The sequence below is a fragment of the Mycolicibacterium lutetiense genome (assembly GCF_017876775.1).
GTDB lineage: Bacteria > Actinomycetota > Actinomycetes > Mycobacteriales > Mycobacteriaceae > Mycobacterium > Mycobacterium lutetiense.
Genome location: NZ_JAGIOP010000002.1, coordinates 3,763,582 through 3,781,293, shown reverse-complemented (window position 1 = coordinate 3,781,293; position 17,712 = coordinate 3,763,582). Strand labels below are relative to the sequence as shown.

Here is a 17,712-nt window from a genome sequence, read left to right as displayed (position 1 = left end):
TGAACCCACGATCACGTACTGACGCCATGGTTTCCGCGGCGCTCAATTCCGCTGGCTTACACTGACGCCGCGTGCCGGCAGCAAGCCGCCATTGGCCAGACTCAAGCATCAACGCAATTGCAGCAAAGGTCGACAGGAGCGATTCGGTGGTGAAACACCCCCCGCCGGTCAAATCGCCGAATCTCGGCAAGCAGACGGTCTGGAACTACTCCGTCTTTGCCATAAGCAAGAGTTCCACGCTCTTGATGACGGTCGTGGTCGCGCGTCTGCTCACCCCAGCCGAATTCGGCATCTTCGCCTTGGCGTTGTTGCTGGTCAACTTGTTCGATTACGTCAAGGATCTCGGCGTTGCGGAGTCGCTGATCCAAAGTCATCGGCCCTGGAATCGCATCGCCCCAACCGGATTGACCCTGTCCATCGCGTTCGGTGTGATCGCCGGAGCAGTGCTGGCAGCAACCGCCGGCATCACAGCCGGACTGCTGCACCAGCCGGACCTCGTGCCGCTGATCCGGGTCCTGGCGATCGCGTTGATGATCTCGGCCTTCAGTGTCGTGCCGTTGTCCCGGCTGCGCCGTGACCTGAACTTCCAGCGCCGACTGTTGCCCGAGTTCGTCGGCGCGGTGGTCAAGACGGCACTCACGATTTGGCTCGCCGCGACCGGGCACGGGGTGTGGAGCCTGGTCTACGGCCAACTCGCCGGCGTACTGATCACCGCGATCATGTACTGGTGGGTCGCGCCGACTTTCATGTGGCCGCGGTTCCAACTCGACGAAGCCAAGGCGCTGCTGCGGTTCGGCATCCCGGTCACCGGCGTGACCCTGCTCGCCTACGCGATCTACAACGTCGACTATCTGGCCGTCGGAACCCGGCTCGGCACCACCGAACTCGGCCTGTACACCCTGGCGTACCGGGTGCCCGAACTCGTCGTGCTCAATTTGTGCAGCGTCATCAGCGACGTTCTGTTCAGTTCGATGTCCCGCCTACAGGGCGATCGCGAGGCCATGTCATCGCAGTACCGGAAGGCATTGGGCATCGTCCTGGCGCTGACCGTGCCGGCCGGCGTCGGCCTGGCGGTGGTCGCCGGCCCCCTGCTGCACACCCTGTACGGCACGCAGTACGACGACGCCAAGAACATCTTGGTGGTGCTGGCTTTGTACACCGCGGTCTATTCGGCCTCGTACCACGCCGGCGACGTGTTCAAAGCGTCAGGCCGGCCCGGGCTGCTCACCGCGATCAACGCGGCCAAGCTCGTTCTGCTGATCGGCCCGATCTGGTGGGCGGCGGGCCACAGCGCAACCTTGGTGGCGGTAGCCCTTCTCAGTGTGGAGTTGATTCATTTCGCCATCCGGATGACGGTGGTCCGTCGGATCATTCCGTTGCGGTGGACGCAGATCTTCTCCGTGGTCGGACAACCGGTGGCAGCAGCAATCCCCATGGCCGCCATCCTGTTTGGTGTCAGCCTTCTTGTTGCCCACTGGCCGGCACCGGTCCAGCTCGCAATCCTGATTCCGCTGGGCATGGTGATCTACGCAGCGGCGCTGTGCGTCACGGCACCACAGTTGGCACGGCCGGTCGCCGGCCGGTTGGCGGGAAGACGGCGAACATGAGCAGCCCAAGGCGTCCATGGCTGAACCCAGCTGATCATGGCCGGCGGGGCCCAGACTTTCGGCGGGCTGGCCCAGATTCTCCCGATGTCCTGGGCGCTGGCCTTCGGATTCGGCCCCGGGGCCTTCGGCGTCGAGGTGCCCTACTACACCGACCGGATGAAGACGCCCGTCAACGAAGGACTCGTCGCACAGCCGCCCACCCGTGCTTCCTCGCCAGAACCCGTCGGAGCCACGGCATGACCGACAATCGCACAGTCCTGGTTGAGTTCTCCCCGTCGGGCGGCCTCTTCCAGTTTGCCGCGCAACTCGGCAGCGCCCTGGCGGACCGCGGGGAGGAGGTTGAACTGTGGACCGGCCCGGACCCCGAAATCACCTCCGAAGAAGCTGGATTCGCTATCCGGCCGGTACTGCCCACCTGGCATCCCAACGACAATCCCGAAGGCAGTTACGCCACGTATCTGCTGCGCCGCGGCAAACGCGCCGGCCAGTTGCTGCTCGCCTGGCTGGTATTGGCCTCTCAACTCCGCCGCCATCCGCCGCGCGCCGTACTGTTCTCGCAGTGGCGCTTCACCTTTGAGCCGTGGTTCGTCGTCGGGATCTGCAAGCTGGTACCGCGCACGGTGTTCGGCATCATCGCCCATGAGCCGCTGCCCCGATCCGACGCCAAGGACACCAGCAAGCCCAAGGAAGGCCGGCTCTTGCAGGCCTCCTTCGCGGCCGCGTGGCGAGAGATGGACGTCGTGTTCGTGTTGGGGCCGCAAACCCGGCAGATCGTGCTCGACCACTGGCAGCCCAACTGCGACATCGTCGTCATCCCACACGGTGACTCCGGTGCCATGCATCGCGGCCGCCCACCGGCACCGGTCACCCACACCGAACCCGTCGCCCTGTTTTTCGGCACGTGGACCACCTACAAGGGCATCGACGTTTTGATCGACGCCTTCGCACTGGTCAAGGCCGAAATGCCCACCGCACGCCTGATCGTTGCGGGTGCTATCAGTGCCGATGTGGACGCCACAGACCTGCTCGTCCGCGCCGCCGCCAACGGAGTCGAGGCCCGGCCGGGCTACTGCGCACTGGACGAGGTCCCCGGGCTCATCGAATCCGCCCGCGTCGTGGTCACGCCGTATATCCGCGCCAGCGCCAGCGGAGTGGCACACCTGGCCTACACGTTCGGTCGCCCGGTCGTCGGCACCACCGTCGGCGATCTACCGGCCGCCATCGAAGATGGCGTCACGGGGCTGCTGGTACCGCCGAACGACGCCCCGAAGTTGGCCGACGCGATACTCCGACTGCTGCAGGATCCGGAGCTGGCCGCGAGACTCGGAGACGCGGGACATACTGCTGTACAACGCTCCTGGAGCGTGGCAGCGGCTTCCATCAGTGATGCGGTGACGGTTGCTACCAAACGGGTCAATCCGGAGAAGTGAGCCATGGCGACGCGACGGGATGGCGGTACGGTGAGCGGCAAGCAGATCGACTATCTGGTGTCCAGGTTCCCCGTCACTTCAGAAACCTTCATCGTCAGGGAACTCGATTCGGTGTCGACAGCCGACGGACGTGAGATCGGGCTGCGGTCGCTGTTTCCGTCACCGGACCCACAGGTCCACGATATTGCCCGGCCATGGGTGGACAAGTTGGTGCGGCCGGGTGCCGGTGCGAGTGTCGCCGGACTGCTGTGGGCGCTGATCCGGCACCCGATGATCACGTTGTCGATCCTCGCCGAGGTGGTGCGCGGTTACGCTGCCCGTCCTGGCCTGCTACTGCGCGCCCTGGTCACCGTACCGATCGCCGCCGCACACGCACGCGACCTCCATTCGTCGGCCGGCAACCGGCACATTCACGCCCACTACGCCACGTATCCCGCATTGGCCGCGTGGATCTGCTCGCGATTGGCCGGCGTGACCTACAGCGCCACCATTCACGCGCACGACCTCTACGTGGACCAGTCGATGCTGAGCTGCAAACTCGACGGCGCGGAGTTCATCGTCACGGTATCGGAGTACAACCGGCAGCTTCTGGAGTGCTATACCTCAACACCCGTCCATGTGATCCACGCCGGAATCAATACCGCAGCATATCCTTTCCGTCCCAGGAGAATTCCTGACGACGGACCGATCCGCGCCCTGTGTGTCGCCTCGCTGCAGGAGTACAAAGGGCATGAGGTGCTTCTGCGCGCGTTGGCCCTCGGCGGCCCCGGCGTCGACCGGATCGACCTGGACCTCATCGGCAACGGACCGCTCAGAGATGAATTACAGAATCTGGCAACGGAACTCGGACTGGGTGGGCGGGTCCGATTTCACGGCGGTCAGTCCGAGACAGTGGTCAAGCAAGCTCTAGCCGAGGCGGATCTCTTCGTGCTGCCGAGCATCGTTGCCGCCGACGGACAGATGGAAGGTCTCCCGGTCGCCCTGATGGAGGCGCTGGCCAGCGGGATACCGACCGTATCAACGAGTTTGTCGGGCATCCCGGAATTGGTGATACCGGGACGAACCGGCCTGTTGGCCGCCCCGGCTGACGCGCAGAGCCTACGTGACATATTGGAACAACTGATCTCCTCGGGCCCGGCACTCGACGATTACGCCCGCACGGGACGCGACCTGATCGAGCGGGAATTCGACATCACCGTAAGCGTTGCCGCACTGCGAGCACTGTTCCACGGGGCCTTCTCATCTTGACGTGTCCGGTGATTGTTGCGCCAAGCTGTTTGCTGAACAACGACTTTGAGACACCGAGCTCCCGCCGACAATGGGCGTGCGACCGCGGGCCCTGCCCGGGGTGGACGGGAAGTAGCTCACGCCCAGAGCGCCTCGAGCGAGGTGACCGACCGGCCGAGCGCTCGGGCGCTCAAGGCCCGCAAGGCACGCCGCTCGACGACCTCGAAACTCGCCCCGACGTGCTCGTGCAGGGCCTTGCGTCCGTCCTCCAGCTGGTCATCGAGCAGCAGGTCGACGATCTGGAGGTGCTCGTCGATGGTGGCGGTCACGCGCTCCTCGGTGACGAAGTCATACATACGGATCAGCCGGATGCGCCGATTGACGTTGTCGAGCGTGGCGACCATCGCGTTGTTCCCCGACGCCGCGCACAGTTCGACGTGGAACGATTCATCGCGCAGCACCATGTCGCCGTCCGACGGGGGCGGATCGGCCTTCAGTGCCAGCCACTCTGCGCGCAACGCCGCGAGCCGGTCCTTGTCGTAGTGCAGCTCATCGGTCTCCAGGATCCTGGCGACGCCGCGCAGTTCGACGGTGATGCGCAACTCGTAGAGGTCGCGAACGCCCGGGATGTCCAACGCGACCGGGTAGTACCCGTCGGGCCTGCGTTCGAGCATGCCGTCCGCGTGCAGCCGGACCAGGGCCTCGCGCAGCGGGGTCCGGCTCACGTTGAGCGTCTCGCACAGCTGGGACTCGACGAGCCGGGTGCGATGGTCGATCTCGCCGACCATGAGCTTCTTGCCGAGATCGAGGTAGACGCGGTCGCGTAGCGAGACCGGTTCGGTGACCCGGGCCGTGGTCATTGCAGCTCCTTGAGCGCGGCCACCACATCGGAGCTGGTGGCGTGCGCCCCGAACACTCCGCCCTGCATGGTGATCATGTTCAGCGCCGCAACGTGATTGGCGTAATCGGTGGCACCGGTGGCATCCGAGACCACCAGGCATTCGTATCCGCGGTCGTTGGCATCCCGCATCGTGGTGTGCACACAGACGTCGGTGGTGATGCCCGTGAAGATGAGGTGCGTGATGCCGTGGCTGCGCAGCACCAGTTCCAGATCGGTCGCGTAGAAGCTGCCCTTACCCGGCTTGTCGATCACGGGTTCACCTGGCAGAGCCGCCATCTCGGGTACCAATTGCCAACCCGGCTCGCCTCGGGTGAGGATGCGACCGCACGGTCCGGTTGAGCCGATCTCAGCACCGATCTGGGCCGACCGCCACCGCTTGTTGGCCGGCAGGTCCGACAGGTCGGGTCGATGGCCCTCGCGGGTGTGGACGATGAACAGCCCGGCCGCGCGGGCGGCGGCGAGCACTTCTTGCGCAGGACCGAGCGGGGTACGCACCAGCGACAGCTCATAGCCCATCGTGTCGACGTATCCGCCCTCACCGCAGAAGTCGACCTGCCAGTCGATGTTGATCAACGCCGTCCGCCTGGTGGGTATGTCACCGTCATACGGCCAGACGTAGGGCTCGGCTGTGATCGTGATCATGCGGTCTCTCCGGCCAGGACCGGCTGCGCGGCGCGGACCGGCAGGTAGGTGAGTGCGGTGAAGGCAAGGCCGCCGATCACCATCGCCACCACCGCGTCGGACAGTTGCGGGGCATAGAAGTGGGCCAGCAACGCTCCCCCGGCGCCGATTGCCCACGCCGCGAACGGCTTCCAGGCCACCGCCGCGGTGGCCCGGCGGTGGGCGAACACCAGCTGGTCGAGGATCAGCACAATGCCGATCGGGGGCACCAGTACCCCGAGGATGTTGAGCCACGTCGCGAAGTAGGACCAGATCCCGGCGACGGCGGCGACGGTTCCGATGACACCGAGCACGATCGTCAACTGGCGCATGGTCTTTCCGGTGATGTTGCCGAACCCGACCGCCCCGTTGTAGAGACAGTGCGCACACACGCTGCCGAGATTGACGAACACGAACACGATCGCCAGCGGCACCAGAATGCCGCCGCCACCGACCAGCACGTGCAGGAAGTCACCGCCTGCCGTACCGGGTGCCGCCGAGGCACCGAGGGCCACCACGAAAGCGCCGGCCAGCTGAGCGATGAGGTAGGCGAACGGGAATGCGGCGAACGCCGCCAACGCGCCTTCTCTGCCGTTGCGGGCCCACCGGGTGAAGTCGGCGGTCATGGTCCCCGAGTCGGCGAAGCACGCGAAGACCATCGTCACCGCGACACCGAAGCTGAACGCACCCGCCCCGGCGCCGCCGCCGTAGGACAGTGCCGATCCGATTCCGTCATCGGCCGCCGCCAAGACCACCGCGACCACACCGAGCGGGATGAACAGGACGGATGCCACCACCCCGATCCACGAGATCGCGCGGATCCCGACGAAGGTCAGCGCCACGAACAACACCCCGGCAAGCAGGGTGATCCACGGTGCACTCCACTCCATGGACAGGTTGAGCGTCGAGCCCACCATGCCGGTCTGGAAGGCGAACCAGCCGATCACCAGCGCGGACAGGAACGCCGACACGATGCGGAATCCCCTGGTCCCGAAGGTGTCCGCCGCCGTCAGCGCGAAGTTCTTGCCGGAGCGGCCGGCGAGGTAGCTGAGCGTGCCCACGTAGCCCATCAGGATGAGGTCGCCGACGAGGATCGCCGCCATCCCGGTGACGAAGCCGAGGTTGTAGACGACGATGCCGGCGAACACCGCCGACGTCATGATCATCGGGAACCCGACCCACACCGCCGACACCGCGAACAGCGACTTGCGGGCGGACACCGGGACGGGCTGGTTTTCGTACTCCTCACCAAGGGCCGAATGATGTTCGGCGTGCGCTGTATTCATGGCTGTATACGGTCCGGTATACGAATTTCTCCGGCGTTTCTATCGGTGAACGTTCCGTAACGGGGTGCTCACCGCCATCCGGCGCCGACCTTTACGTCGGCGCAACACAACGAGCGAGTCCACGTAACAGAAACGTCGTCAACTCCCAGTGATCGGCCCATCCGGGCCGCCACCCCCAGGAGATGTTGATGGATACAGGAACCACGGCGTTCATGCTGTGTTGCATCATCGGCCTCACGCTGATGATTCCGGGTCTTGCCCTGTTCTACGGCGGCATGGTCTCAGTGAAGAGCTCGACCAACATGATGATGATGACGTTCGGCGCCGTGGCCCTGGTGGGCGTGCTGTGGGTGCTGTTCGGATTCTCGATGGTCTTCGGTACGTCCTACGGCGGATTCGTCGGCAGCTTCACCGAATTCGCCGGCATGAAGGACCTCGTGGAACCGATGACCACGGTCGCCGGGCTTCCGGTCAGCTTGTTCTCCGTCTTCCAGGCCCTGTTCGCGGCCATCACCGTGGCGCTGATCTCGGGCGCGGTCGCCGACCGGATGAAGTTCGGCGCCTGGATGGTCTTCGCCGCCGCCTGGGCGGTCCTGGTGTACTTCCCGGTCGCACACTGGGTGTTCGCCTTCGACGGTGTCGTCACCGAGAACTCGGTCGGCGGCTGGATCGCCAACAAGCTGCACGCCATCGACTTCGCCGGCGGCACCGCGGTGCACATCAACGCCGGCGCGGCCGCCCTGGCCGTGGCCATAGTTCTCGGCAAGTCGGCCATGCTCGGCCGGCTGCGCAAGCCGCACAACGTTCCACTGACCCTGCTCGGCGCGGGCATGCTGTGGGCCGGCTGGTATGCCTTCAACGGCGGATCCGCCCTGGCCGCAGGCAATTCCGCGGCCATCGTGATGGTGACCACCTTCGTCGCCACCTGCGCGGCCACCCTGGCCTGGATCGGCGTCGAGAAGCTCAAGGACGGCCATGTCACCGGCGTGGGTGCCGCCTCGGGAGCGATCACCGGCCTGGTGGCCATCACCCCGGCCTGCGGTGCGGTCACCCCGATCGGCGCGATCTTCGTGGGTGCCATCGCCGGGGCGATCTGCGTCTACGCCGTCGGCTTCAAGGAGAAGCTGGGCTATGACGACTCGCTCGACGTGGTCGGCGTACATCTCGTCGGTGGCGTCGTCGGCACCCTGCTGATCGGCTTTTTCGCCAGCGAAGGCATGCCCAACGCCACCAACGGCCTGTTCTACGGCGGTGGATTCGACCAGCTGTGGAAGCAGGCGATCGCTGCCGGTGCGGTGATGGCCTATTCGTTCGCGGTCGCATTCGCCATCGCGTTCGTGCTCAAGAAGACCATCGGCATCCGCATCTCCCCCGAGGAGGAAGAGAAGGGTATCGACTCCACGTTCCACCGGGATTCGGCCTACGAGCTCGAATTCGCCTGACAGTCAGTAAGATTCCCCGGCCCGGCTGCCGTGGACCGCTCTCACGGCAGCCGGTGACCGGGGTTTCCTCGGCCTACCAAAGTTTCCTACTGCGATACAATGATTCATAACACGAGACGAAAGTGCCGGTGCTATGCCCTCCGATCTCGCCGCCCTCGCCGAACAATCCGGCACCAGATTCATCCTCGCGCTGTTCGTGGACCTGCGCGGAAAGCCCTGTGCCAAACTGGTTCCCGTCGAGTCAGTCGAGCCGCTGGCCACCGACGGCGTCGGCTTCGCCGGCTATGCCGTCGGCGCCATGGGCCAGGAACCCAAAGACCCCGACCTGGTCGCCATTCCCGATCCCGCCTCGTTCACCCCGATCCCGTTCATCAAAGAGGGCCTGGCCCTTGTGCATTGCGACCCCCACGTCGAGGGCACACCGTGGCCGTACGCGCCGCGGGTCATCCTCAAGGGCTTGGTCCAGCGCGCCGCCGACGCGGGGTTCGAACCCTGGGTGGGTGCCGAGGTCGAGTACTTCCTGCTGCGCCGCACCGCCGATGGCGCCCTGGCCACGGCCGACGCGGCGGACACGGCAGCCCAACCCTGTTACGACGCGCGCGGTGTCACCCGAATGTATGAGCACCTCACCGCGATCTCCACCGCGATGAACACCCTGGGCTGGTCCAACTACGCCAACGACCACGAGGACGGCAACGGGCAGTTCGAGCAGAACTTCGAGTTCTCCGACGCGCTGACCACCGCCGACCGGGTGATCACCCTGCGCTACCTGTTGTCGATGATCGCGGCCGAGCGCGACATGGTGGCCACCTTCATGCCCAAGCCGTTCGCCGACCGCACCGGTAGCGGCCTGCACCTACACATGTCGCTGACCAGCGCCGGGACGCCGGTCTTCCCCGCCGACGCCGACGAGCGGGGCCTGGGCCTGTCCGAGACGGCGTACGCGTTCATCGGCGGTATCCTCGACCACGCCTGCGCACTGCAGTCCGTCGTCGCCCCAACGGTCAACTCCTACAAGCGAACCGGCGCCACCTCGACCGCATCGGGCGCCTCCTGGGCCCCGCGCAAACCCAGCTACGGCGGCAACGACCGCACCCACTACATCCGGGTGCCCGACAGTCAACGCATCGAGTTGCGCGGCGGCGACGGCTCGGCCAATCCGTATCTGGCAATCGCCGCGGCACTGGGCGCCGGACTCGACGGCATCAAACGCAGCCTCGATCCGGGAGCAGTGGGTGCCCAGGGACCGGCGGCACTGCCACCCACCCTGCTGCACGCGATCGAATCGCTGGAGACCGATCCGATCGTCACCGGCGTGCTCGACGTCGCGGGCGACGGCGTCGCCTCCTACTTCGCCGACGTCAAACGCGAGGAGTTCTTCGCCTACCACGGCACCGTCACGCCGTGGGAAATCGACCAATACCTGACGGCCTTCTAGAAGGGAGAACAACATGTGCGGGATCGTGGGACTACACCTGCGCACACCGGGGCTGTACCCGCGGCTGGGCGAACTGCTCGCCGCGATGCTGGGCGAAATGTCCGACCGTGGGGCCGACTCCGCGGGGATCGCGGTCTACGGGGACCCTGAGTGGTCGCCGTACGGGCAGGGCTGTGTCTCGGTGACGGACATCGCTGAACCACCCGAGCTGGGTCCGGATGTGGATGTGGTGCAGGTCGATTCGACCTATCTGCTGTCAGCCGACATGGATTCCGAGGAGCTGCTGAGCCTGGTGCGCGCGGCCTACCCGACCGCGCTGATCTCGGGGTTCGGCGCCGATCTGGCCGTGCTCAAAGGGGTCGGCCATCCCCAAGCGCTCACCGAGGCCTGGGGCCTGTCCAAGGCCCAGGGCTGGCAGGGCGTCGGGCACACCCGGATGGCCACCGAGTCGGCGGTGACCCCGTCGGGCTGCCATCCCTACACCGTCGGGCCCGGCCAATGCCTGGTGCACAACGGATCTTTCGCCAACCACGCCACCATCCGCCGCGAGCTGCGCCGGGCGGGTGTCACGTTCGACAGCGAGAACGACACCGAGGTGGGCGCCCGGTTCGTGGCCGAACAACTGGCCGCGGGCCGCGATGTGGCGACCGCACTCAAGGAGCTGTGCGCCACCTTTGACGGCTTCTACACCCTGCTGGTCTCCGATCACGACTCGTTCGCGGTGGTGCGCGATGCCATCGCCTGCAAGCCCGCCGTGATCGCCGAGACCGCCGACTGGGTGGCGATGGCCAGTGAGTACCGGGCCCTGGCCGGGCTGCCGGGGATCGAGCACGCACGTATTTGGGAACCGGAACCCGAGGTGGTCTACGCATGGACACGTTAATTGGGTTTGACCTGCGCACAACACCATTGCGTGAGGTCAACGCGGCGTTGCACCAGCCGGGCGTCGAGGGTGACCACGTCATCGCGCATCCTGACGGCGCCCACAACGTGGCCGTCGGCCTCAACGCCCCGGTGCACGTGACCGTCGAAGGTCATGTCGGCTACTACGCGGCCGGGATGAACCAGCTCGCCGAGGTCACCATCAACGGCAACGCCGGGACCGGGGTCGCCGAGAACATGATGAGCGGCACCGTGCGCGTCACCGGAAATGCCTCGCAGTCCGCAGGCGCCACCGCGCACGGCGGGCGGCTGGTCATCGAGGGCGACGCGGCTGCCCGCTGCGGAATCTCGATGAAGGGGGTAGACATCGTGGTGGGCGGCAACATCGGCCACATGAGCGCGTTCATGGCGCAGGCGGGACGGCTGGTGGTGCGCGGTGACGCCGGGGAGGCGCTGGGCGACTCCATCTACGAGGCCCGAATCTACGTGCGCGGTGAGGTGGCCTCGCTGGGCGCGGACTGCATCGCCAAGCCGATGCGCGCCGAGCACCACGCCGAACTCGCGGAGTTGTTGGCAGCCAGTGGCTTCAGCGACGACGACACCGCGGCCTACACCCGCTACGGCTCGGCCAGAAACCTCTACCACTTCCACGTCGACAACGCGAGCGAGTACTGATGCGCGAATCCGCAACCTTCGATCGATCCACGATCGCCGACATCCAACGGGCCGCCGAGACCGGCATCTACGATATCCGCGGCTGGGGGGCGAAACGCCCACTACCCCATTTTGATGATCTGCTGTTCCTGGGCGCATCGATGTCGCGGTACCCCTTGGAGGGCTACCGGGAACGCTGCGGCACCGACGTAATCCTCGGCAACCGGAACGCCAAACATCCTCTGCACCTGGATATTCCGGTCACCATCGCGGGCATGAGCTTCGGCGCGCTGTCCGGGCCGGCCAAGGAGGCCCTGGGCCGCGGGGCCAGCGAGGCGGGCACCTCGACCACCACCGGCGACGGCGGCATGACGCCCGAGGAGCGGGGGCAGAGCAAGCATCTGGTGTACCAATACCTGCCCTCGCGCTACGGGATGAACCCCGACGACCTGCGCAAGGCCGACGCCATCGAGGTGGTGCTCGGCCAGGGCGCCAAGCCCGGTGGCGGTGGAATGCTGTTGGGACAGAAGATCTCCCCGCGGGTGGCGCAGATGCGTACCCTCCCCGAGGGCATCGACCAGCGCAGCGCGTGCCGGCACCCGGACTGGACCGGCCCCGACGATCTGACCATCAAGATCAACGAGCTCCGGGAGATCACCGACTGGGAGAAGCCTATCTACGTCAAGGTCGGGGCCACCCGCACGTACTACGACGTGAAGCTGGCTGTGCATGCCGGGGCCGATGTCGTGGTGGTCGACGGCATGCAGGGCGGTACGGCCGCCACCCAGGAGGTGTTCATCGAACACGTCGGCATCCCGACCCTGGCTGCGGTGCCGCAGGCGGTGCAGGCGCTGCAGGAGTTGGGCGTTCACCGCCAAGTGCAGTTGATCGTGAGCGGCGGCATCCGCTCGGGCGCCGACGTGGCCAAGGCCCTGGCATTGGGCGCCGATGCGGTCGCGATCGGTACCGCCGCGTTGATCGCGCTGGGCGACAACCACCCCCGCTACGCGGCCGAGTACGAGGAGCTCGGCAGCGCCGCCGGTTTCTACGACGACTTCCAGGACGGACGCGATCCGGCGGGCATCACCACCCAGAACCCGGAACTGTCGGCCCGGTTCAACCCGGTCGAGGGCGGCCGACGACTGGCCAACTATCTGCGAGTGCTGACCATGGAGGCCCAGACCATCGCCCGGGCGTGTGGCAAGGCCCATGTCTGTCATCTGGAGCCCGAGGACCTGGTCGCGGTCACCATCGAGGCTGCCGCCATGGCGCGGGTTCCGCTGGCCGGCACGAACTGGATTCCGGGCCAGTGACCGCCACCGCAGACGTGGTCATCGTCGGCGGCGGGCTGGAGGGCGCAGCGGCAGCCTGGGCGTTGAGCCAACGCGGCGTCACCGATGTGACTGTGCTGGAGCGCAATACTGTCGGCTCCGGGATGACCGGGAAATCCAGCGGGATCGTGCGTTGCCACTACGGGGTCAGCTCACTGGCGGCGATGGCCGCCGTCGGGCTGGAGGTGTTCGAGAAAGCCGAGGAGTACTTCGGGACCGACATCGGGTTCCGGCGGACCGGTTATGTCGTCGGCGTCGGTGAACCCAACGTCGAGAACCTGCGCCAGAGCCTGGCCGCCCAACGCGAGGTCGGGGTGCAGACCGAGGAGATCGATGCCGCCGACGTGGCCGAGCTGTGGCCCTGGGCCGACCTGGAACCCTTCGCGGCGTTCGGTTGGGAGGCCCGCGGCGGATATGGCGACGCCTATCAGACCGCGCAGGCGTTCGCGGCGTCGGCCAGGGCCGCCGGGGTGCGAATCCGACAGGGCGCCAACGTGACCGGACTGGTGCTCGACGGGGACCGGGCCACCGGAGTCGAACTGGCCGACGGTACCCGGCTCGCGGCAGGCACCGTCGTCGTCGCCACCGGCGTGTGGACCCGGCCGTTCCTGGCGCCCTACGGCGTCGACGTGCCGATCCGCGTGCACCGGGAACAGATCGTGACGATCAAACCCGGGGTGGACACGGGCCCCGTCCCCGTGTTCTCCGACCTGGTCTCACTGCAATACATCCGGCCCGAACCCAACGGCGAGCTGTTGTTCGGGAACTCCGACCTGGCCGAGTTGGAGCCCGCCGATCCCGACGACTACCTGAACCGGGCCACCGACGGTTTCATCGACCTGACCGTCGACAAGGTCGGCACCCGTTTTCCGGGCTTCGGTGACGCGGCGATCAGCGGCAGCTACGCCGGCTGTTACGACGTCACGCCGGACTGGAACCCCGTCATCTCCGCGACCGGAATCGACGGCCTGCTGGTCGCGGCCGGATTCAGCGGGCACGGTTTCAAGATCGCTCCGGCGGTGGGCCGGCTGGTCGCCGACCTGGTGACCGAGGGCCGCAGTTCCGACCCGCGGATACCCGAGTCGGATTTCCGGCTGGCCCGGTTCGAAGAGGACAATTTGCTCAAGAGTCGGTACCCGTACGTCGGTGCCGGGGAGATGCGATAGACCGGGGGTGTTGTGAGCGACCTGCCGCTGCTCCGAAATACGGGGACAGCTCGCGACCGCGATCCGAACGAACCGGTCGAGGAACTCGAATTCGAGGCTGCGATCGGGCGCAATGTGCGTCAGCTGCGCCAACAGCACGGGCTCACCGTCGCCGACATGGCCACGCGGGTCGGTATCTCCAAGGCGATGCTGTCCAAGATCGAGAACGCGCAGACCTCGTGCAGCCTGTCCACCCTGGCGCTGTTGGCCAAGGGCCTCGACGTCCCGGTGACCAGCCTGTTCCGCGGGGCCGACGTCGAACGCCCGGCGGCCTTCGTCAAGTCGGGCACCGGTCCGGAAATCGTGCGCAACGGCACCAAACAGGGCCATGAGTATCAACTACTCAGCTCCCTGCGCGGCGAACACAAGCGTCTGGAATGCCTGCACGTCACGCTGACCGAGAAGAGTCAGACCTACCCGCTGTTCCAGCATCCGGGCACCGAGTTCATCTACATGCTCGAAGGCGTCATGGACTACAGCCACAGCCGCTCGGTCTACAGGCTGCAGCCGGGCGACTCACTGCAGATCGACGGGGAAGGCGCGCACGGGCCGGTTGACCTGGTCGAACTGCCGATCCGGTTCCTGTCGGTGATCGCCTTCCCCGATTCCCAGGTCTAGGACTTTCTGGACACCTTCTGCTCATACTGCGTAAACATGGGTCGGCTAGTTGTAAACATCGGCCGGGGACATGAAGGAGACGCATGAGCAGTGCCGAAATCGGCAAGACCGTGGTCGATTTGCGTCAGATCGCCGGGTTGTCGGCCGCAGACCGGCGCCACCTCGGCGAGTTGCTCGATACCGCCAACGGCGCCGAACTTCTCACGACCATCGATGACGACCTGGCCGCCAGGGTGCTCAAGGCGATACCTGTCCCCGCCGGGGCCGGTCTGCTGAACGAACTCGACGCTCCGCAGGCCGCCGAGATCCTGCGCCGGCTCGGCGACTCCCGACGCGACTCGCTGTTGGGGGCGATGGCCATCGACCGGGCCCAGGTGCTGCGCACGGTGTTGTCGTGGCCCGAGGATTCGGTGGCGGCCCATATGCAGCCCGACGTCCTGACCCTGGCACCGACGGCGACCGTGGGCGAAGCCGTGGACCAGATCCGTGCGCACGCCGCCGACCGGCCGCACGATCCGACCGGGGCGTACGTCTATGTCGTCGGATCTGACAAGGCTCTACTGGGCGCGGTGCGGCTACGGAGCCTCGTGCTGACCGCCGCCGATCGGCCGGTCGCCGAATTGCTCGACGCTGTCGTCACCGTCGCACCGCTGACCGACGTGGAGGAGGCGGCGATGACGCTCATCGATCACAAACTCGACGAGTTGCCCGTGGTCGACGCCGAAGGCCGGCTGCTGGGCGTCCTGACCGAGGATGACGCCGTAGAGATCGCCGAGGAGGAGGCGACCGAGGATGCCGAGCGTCAGGGCGGTTCGGAACCACTGGAGGTCCCCTACCTTCGGGCCTCGCCATGGCTGCTGTGGCGCAAACGCATCGTGTGGCTGCTCGTGCTCTTCGCCGCCGAGGCCTATACCGGGACGGTGTTGCGGGCTTTCGAGGAAGAGATGGAAGCCGTTGTCGCCCTGGCGTTTTTCATTCCGCTGCTGATCGGCACCGGCGGCAACACGGGCACTCAGATCACCACCACCCTGGTCCGCGCGATGGGCACCGGCCAGATCCGGTTCCGCGATGTGCCCGCGATCGTCACCAAGGAACTCTCGACGGGTGCGCTGATCGCGATCGCGATGGCGGCCGCCGCGATGGTGCGGGCCTGGACCTTGGGCGTCGGCCCAGCGGTGACGTTGACGGTGTGCCTGACGGTCGCGGCCATCGTGATGTGGGCGTCACTGGTGTCGTCGGTGCTCCCGCTGGTGCTGAAAAAGGTGAAGGTGGATCCGGCGGTGGTGTCGGCACCGATGATCGCAACCATCGTCGACGGCACCGGCCTGATGATCTATTTCTGGATCGCGCATCTCACGTTGCCGCAGCTCGCGGGCTTATAGGGCAAACGGACCCGGGGATCACTACTCGTAGATGCTGGTGATCCGCTGCGGGCCGTGGTGGTTGTGCCAGCCGGGCTTCATTCCGGGGGCCGGGGTGGCGTAGGTGTCGGGGCTGTAGAGGTTGCCTGCACCGTGCGGTTCCTGCGCGGCGGCCGTGCCGGCCAGACCGAGTGCGACGGCGCCGAAGACGCCTGCGGACAGGATGGGCAGTGCGAGGGCCTTGGTGAACTTCGTCATGATCGTGACTCCTTCTGTCTCCGTTGGCTTTTCGGTTTGCTTGGCGGCTTGTTCGGCCACTGATACAAGAATGCGACCCGGACGGCCCCGGGTCTGTCCGGCGATCAGGCGATCAGAGGGGTGAAGTTGCGTTCCCCTGATCGGGGGAAGCACCCGTCAGCCGCGAGGCCCGGCGTGTCGGGAGTTGGCAGGCAGCGACGCGGGTGTGTAACTGTTGTTCCATGCGCCACCGTGCCCGTCGAACGGTCCGCGACGCATCCAACTGCCTCGCCGTGATCGTTCGGATGGCGTTGACCAGCGCGGTCGCCGTCGCGCCCAGCCTGGTGGGCCCGGTCCAGGAGACCCGGATACGGCCGGTGGCCGCGGTCCTGCCGTTGCCCGACCTCGCCGGCCACCCCTGGGCGGCGGCGCCGTCGGCGCGTCCAACTGCCGCGGCGCCGGCTACGACGGGGCCACCGCCACCCCGGGAGGTTCAGGCACCGGGCGCGGTGCACATCCCCGCGATCGCCCTGGCGGCCTACCAGAACGCGGACGCCATGATGACGCAGAGCCAACCCGACTGCGGTGTGACCTGGAGCCTGCTCGCCGGGATCGGGTACGTCGAATCCACCCATGCGTTCGGCGGCGCCGCCGACGAACGCGGTGACCCCGTCAGTCCCATCTATGGCCCCACCCTCGACGGCTCACTGCCGGGCAACGAGATCATCGTCGCCGGCAGCTTTGGCGGCGGCACTACCTACGCCCGCGCGCTGGGGCCGATGCAGTTCCTGCCGAGCACGTGGCAGCTGCACGGCGCCGACGGCGACGGCGACGGTCAGTCCGATCCGCACAACCTCTTCGATGCCACCCTGGCCGCGGCCCGCTACCTCTGCAGCGACGGTGCGGACCTACGCGACCAGGCGCAGCTGACCAACGCGGTGCTGCGCTACAACCACTCGATGGCCTACGTCGCCAACGTGCTGGGCTGGGCGCTGGCCTACGCCACCGGTGTGGCTCCGGTGAACCTGCCGTCGCTCACCGCGCCGCGGCCGCCGAGCGTCGCTGTGCGCGCGGTCGACGGCCCCGCCGCATCGGCTGCGGGGTCGGCTGAAACCGCCACCGCCACACCGGACAAGACCGTGCATCGAGACGACGACCGCAACACCGGTTCATCGACACGCCGGCCGGGATCTTCAGTGACGAGCGAGGGCTCCACCAACACCAGGACAAGCACGACGAGCGGGTCCCGGCGCAGCACCGGTACCGGCACTGTCAAGTTCGGCAACGGCCGTTCCGGCGGTGCCCGCTGACGCCGCGGAATCCACGGCACAACGGCCCGGGCCGCCGGCACCTCGCGGCATTTTGGCCAACCAGGCCCCCGGAGTACAGTTAACCGCGTGCAGCGGATGCTCCTTCTCGGACGCCGCGACGGG

17 protein-coding genes are annotated in these 17,712 nt (G+C 66.7%); 13 read left to right on the top strand and 4 right to left on the bottom strand.

All coding sequences use genetic code 11. The annotated features are described in order from the left end of the window. Positions 1-149: 149 nt before the first annotated feature. Genes JOF57_RS27480 through JOF57_RS27465 form a run of 4 tightly spaced genes read left to right on the top strand, consistent with a single transcriptional unit; the run spans position 150 to position 4,285 of the window. Positions 150-1,607 carry a lipopolysaccharide biosynthesis protein gene (locus tag JOF57_RS27480; protein WP_307870113.1) on the top strand — a complete coding sequence of 486 codons (1,458 nt, stop codon included), beginning with the start codon at positions 150-152 and terminating at the stop codon, positions 1,605-1,607. A gap of 36 nt (positions 1,608-1,643) precedes the next feature. Continuing rightward, on the top strand, positions 1,644-1,847 hold the full coding sequence (locus JOF57_RS27475; RefSeq protein WP_209922404.1) for a hypothetical protein: 204 nt from the start codon (positions 1,644-1,646) through the stop codon (positions 1,845-1,847). Beyond that, the gene (locus JOF57_RS27470; protein WP_209922402.1) at positions 1,844-3,037 is read left to right on the top strand and encodes a glycosyltransferase family 4 protein; all 1,194 of its coding nucleotides are present in this window, start codon (positions 1,844-1,846) and stop codon (positions 3,035-3,037) included. The genes JOF57_RS27475 and JOF57_RS27470 overlap by 4 nt, the downstream gene beginning before the upstream one ends. Positions 3,038-3,067: 30 nt before the next feature. Then, the gene (locus JOF57_RS27465) at positions 3,068-4,285 is read left to right on the top strand and encodes a glycosyltransferase (RefSeq protein ID WP_209923786.1); all 1,218 of its coding nucleotides are present in this window, start codon (positions 3,068-3,070) and stop codon (positions 4,283-4,285) included. 116 nt (positions 4,286-4,401) lie between these two features. Here JOF57_RS27465 and JOF57_RS27460 read toward each other — a convergent pair whose 3' ends face one another. Genes JOF57_RS27460 through JOF57_RS27450 form a run of 3 tightly spaced genes read right to left on the bottom strand, consistent with a single transcriptional unit; the run spans position 4,402 to position 7,111 of the window. Further along, a complete protein-coding gene (locus JOF57_RS27460) occupies positions 4,402-5,124 on the bottom strand; it encodes a GntR family transcriptional regulator (protein ID WP_209922401.1) in 723 nt (240 codons plus the stop codon). Next, on the bottom strand, positions 5,121-5,807 hold the full coding sequence (biuH, locus tag JOF57_RS27455; RefSeq protein WP_234938265.1) for a biuret amidohydrolase: 687 nt from the start codon (positions 5,805-5,807) through the stop codon (positions 5,121-5,123). The genes JOF57_RS27460 and biuH overlap by 4 nt, the downstream gene beginning before the upstream one ends. After that, positions 5,804-7,111 (bottom strand): cytosine permease, encoded by a 1,308-nt coding sequence (locus tag JOF57_RS27450; protein ID WP_209922399.1) that lies wholly within the window; start codon positions 7,109-7,111, stop codon positions 5,804-5,806. Before JOF57_RS27450 ends, biuH begins: the two co-directional genes overlap by 4 nt. Before the next feature lie 188 nt (positions 7,112-7,299). Here JOF57_RS27450 and JOF57_RS27445 point away from each other — a divergent pair, with 188 nt between their 5' ends. From JOF57_RS27445 to mgtE, 8 genes are all read left to right on the top strand, one after another. After that, a complete protein-coding gene (locus JOF57_RS27445; RefSeq protein WP_209922397.1) occupies positions 7,300-8,553 on the top strand; it encodes an ammonium transporter in 1,254 nt (417 codons plus the stop codon). Positions 8,554-8,686: 133 nt separating this feature from the next. Next, positions 8,687-9,991 (top strand): type III glutamate--ammonia ligase, encoded by a 1,305-nt coding sequence (gene glnT / locus JOF57_RS27440; protein ID WP_209922396.1) that lies wholly within the window; start codon positions 8,687-8,689, stop codon positions 9,989-9,991. A 13-nt stretch (positions 9,992-10,004) separates the two neighbouring features. Next, entirely contained in the window at positions 10,005-10,874 is an 870-nt protein-coding gene (locus JOF57_RS27435; protein WP_209922394.1) for a class II glutamine amidotransferase domain-containing protein, read from the top strand. Next, positions 10,862-11,548, top strand: coding sequence for a GltB/FmdC/FwdC-like GXGXG domain-containing protein (locus tag JOF57_RS27430; protein ID WP_209922392.1), 687 nt, complete (start codon positions 10,862-10,864; stop codon positions 11,546-11,548). The genes JOF57_RS27435 and JOF57_RS27430 overlap by 13 nt, the downstream gene beginning before the upstream one ends. Further along, entirely contained in the window at positions 11,548-12,840 is a 1,293-nt protein-coding gene (locus tag JOF57_RS27425) for an FMN-binding glutamate synthase family protein (RefSeq protein WP_209922390.1), read from the top strand. Before JOF57_RS27430 ends, JOF57_RS27425 begins: the two co-directional genes overlap by 1 nt. Beyond that, positions 12,837-14,024 carry an NAD(P)/FAD-dependent oxidoreductase gene (locus tag JOF57_RS27420; protein WP_209922388.1) on the top strand — a complete coding sequence of 396 codons (1,188 nt, stop codon included), beginning with the start codon at positions 12,837-12,839 and terminating at the stop codon, positions 14,022-14,024. The genes JOF57_RS27425 and JOF57_RS27420 overlap by 4 nt, the downstream gene beginning before the upstream one ends. 12 nt (positions 14,025-14,036) lie before the next feature. Further along, entirely contained in the window at positions 14,037-14,681 is a 645-nt protein-coding gene (locus JOF57_RS27415) for a type II toxin-antitoxin system RelB family anti-toxin (protein ID WP_209922386.1), read from the top strand. Between the two features lie 83 nt (positions 14,682-14,764). After that, positions 14,765-16,063 carry a magnesium transporter gene (gene mgtE / locus JOF57_RS27410; RefSeq protein ID WP_209922384.1) on the top strand — a complete coding sequence of 433 codons (1,299 nt, stop codon included), beginning with the start codon at positions 14,765-14,767 and terminating at the stop codon, positions 16,061-16,063. A gap of 21 nt (positions 16,064-16,084) precedes the next feature. On the opposite strand, the gene JOF57_RS27405 is transcribed toward mgtE, so the two are convergent. Continuing rightward, on the bottom strand, positions 16,085-16,300 hold the full coding sequence (locus JOF57_RS27405; protein WP_209922382.1) for a hypothetical protein: 216 nt from the start codon (positions 16,298-16,300) through the stop codon (positions 16,085-16,087). A gap of 221 nt (positions 16,301-16,521) precedes the next feature. Between JOF57_RS27405 and JOF57_RS27400 the strand changes: the two genes are divergently transcribed. Further along, positions 16,522-17,589 (top strand): lytic transglycosylase domain-containing protein, encoded by a 1,068-nt coding sequence (locus tag JOF57_RS27400; protein WP_209922380.1) that lies wholly within the window; start codon positions 16,522-16,524, stop codon positions 17,587-17,589. The last annotated feature ends 123 nt before the right edge of the window (positions 17,590-17,712 follow it).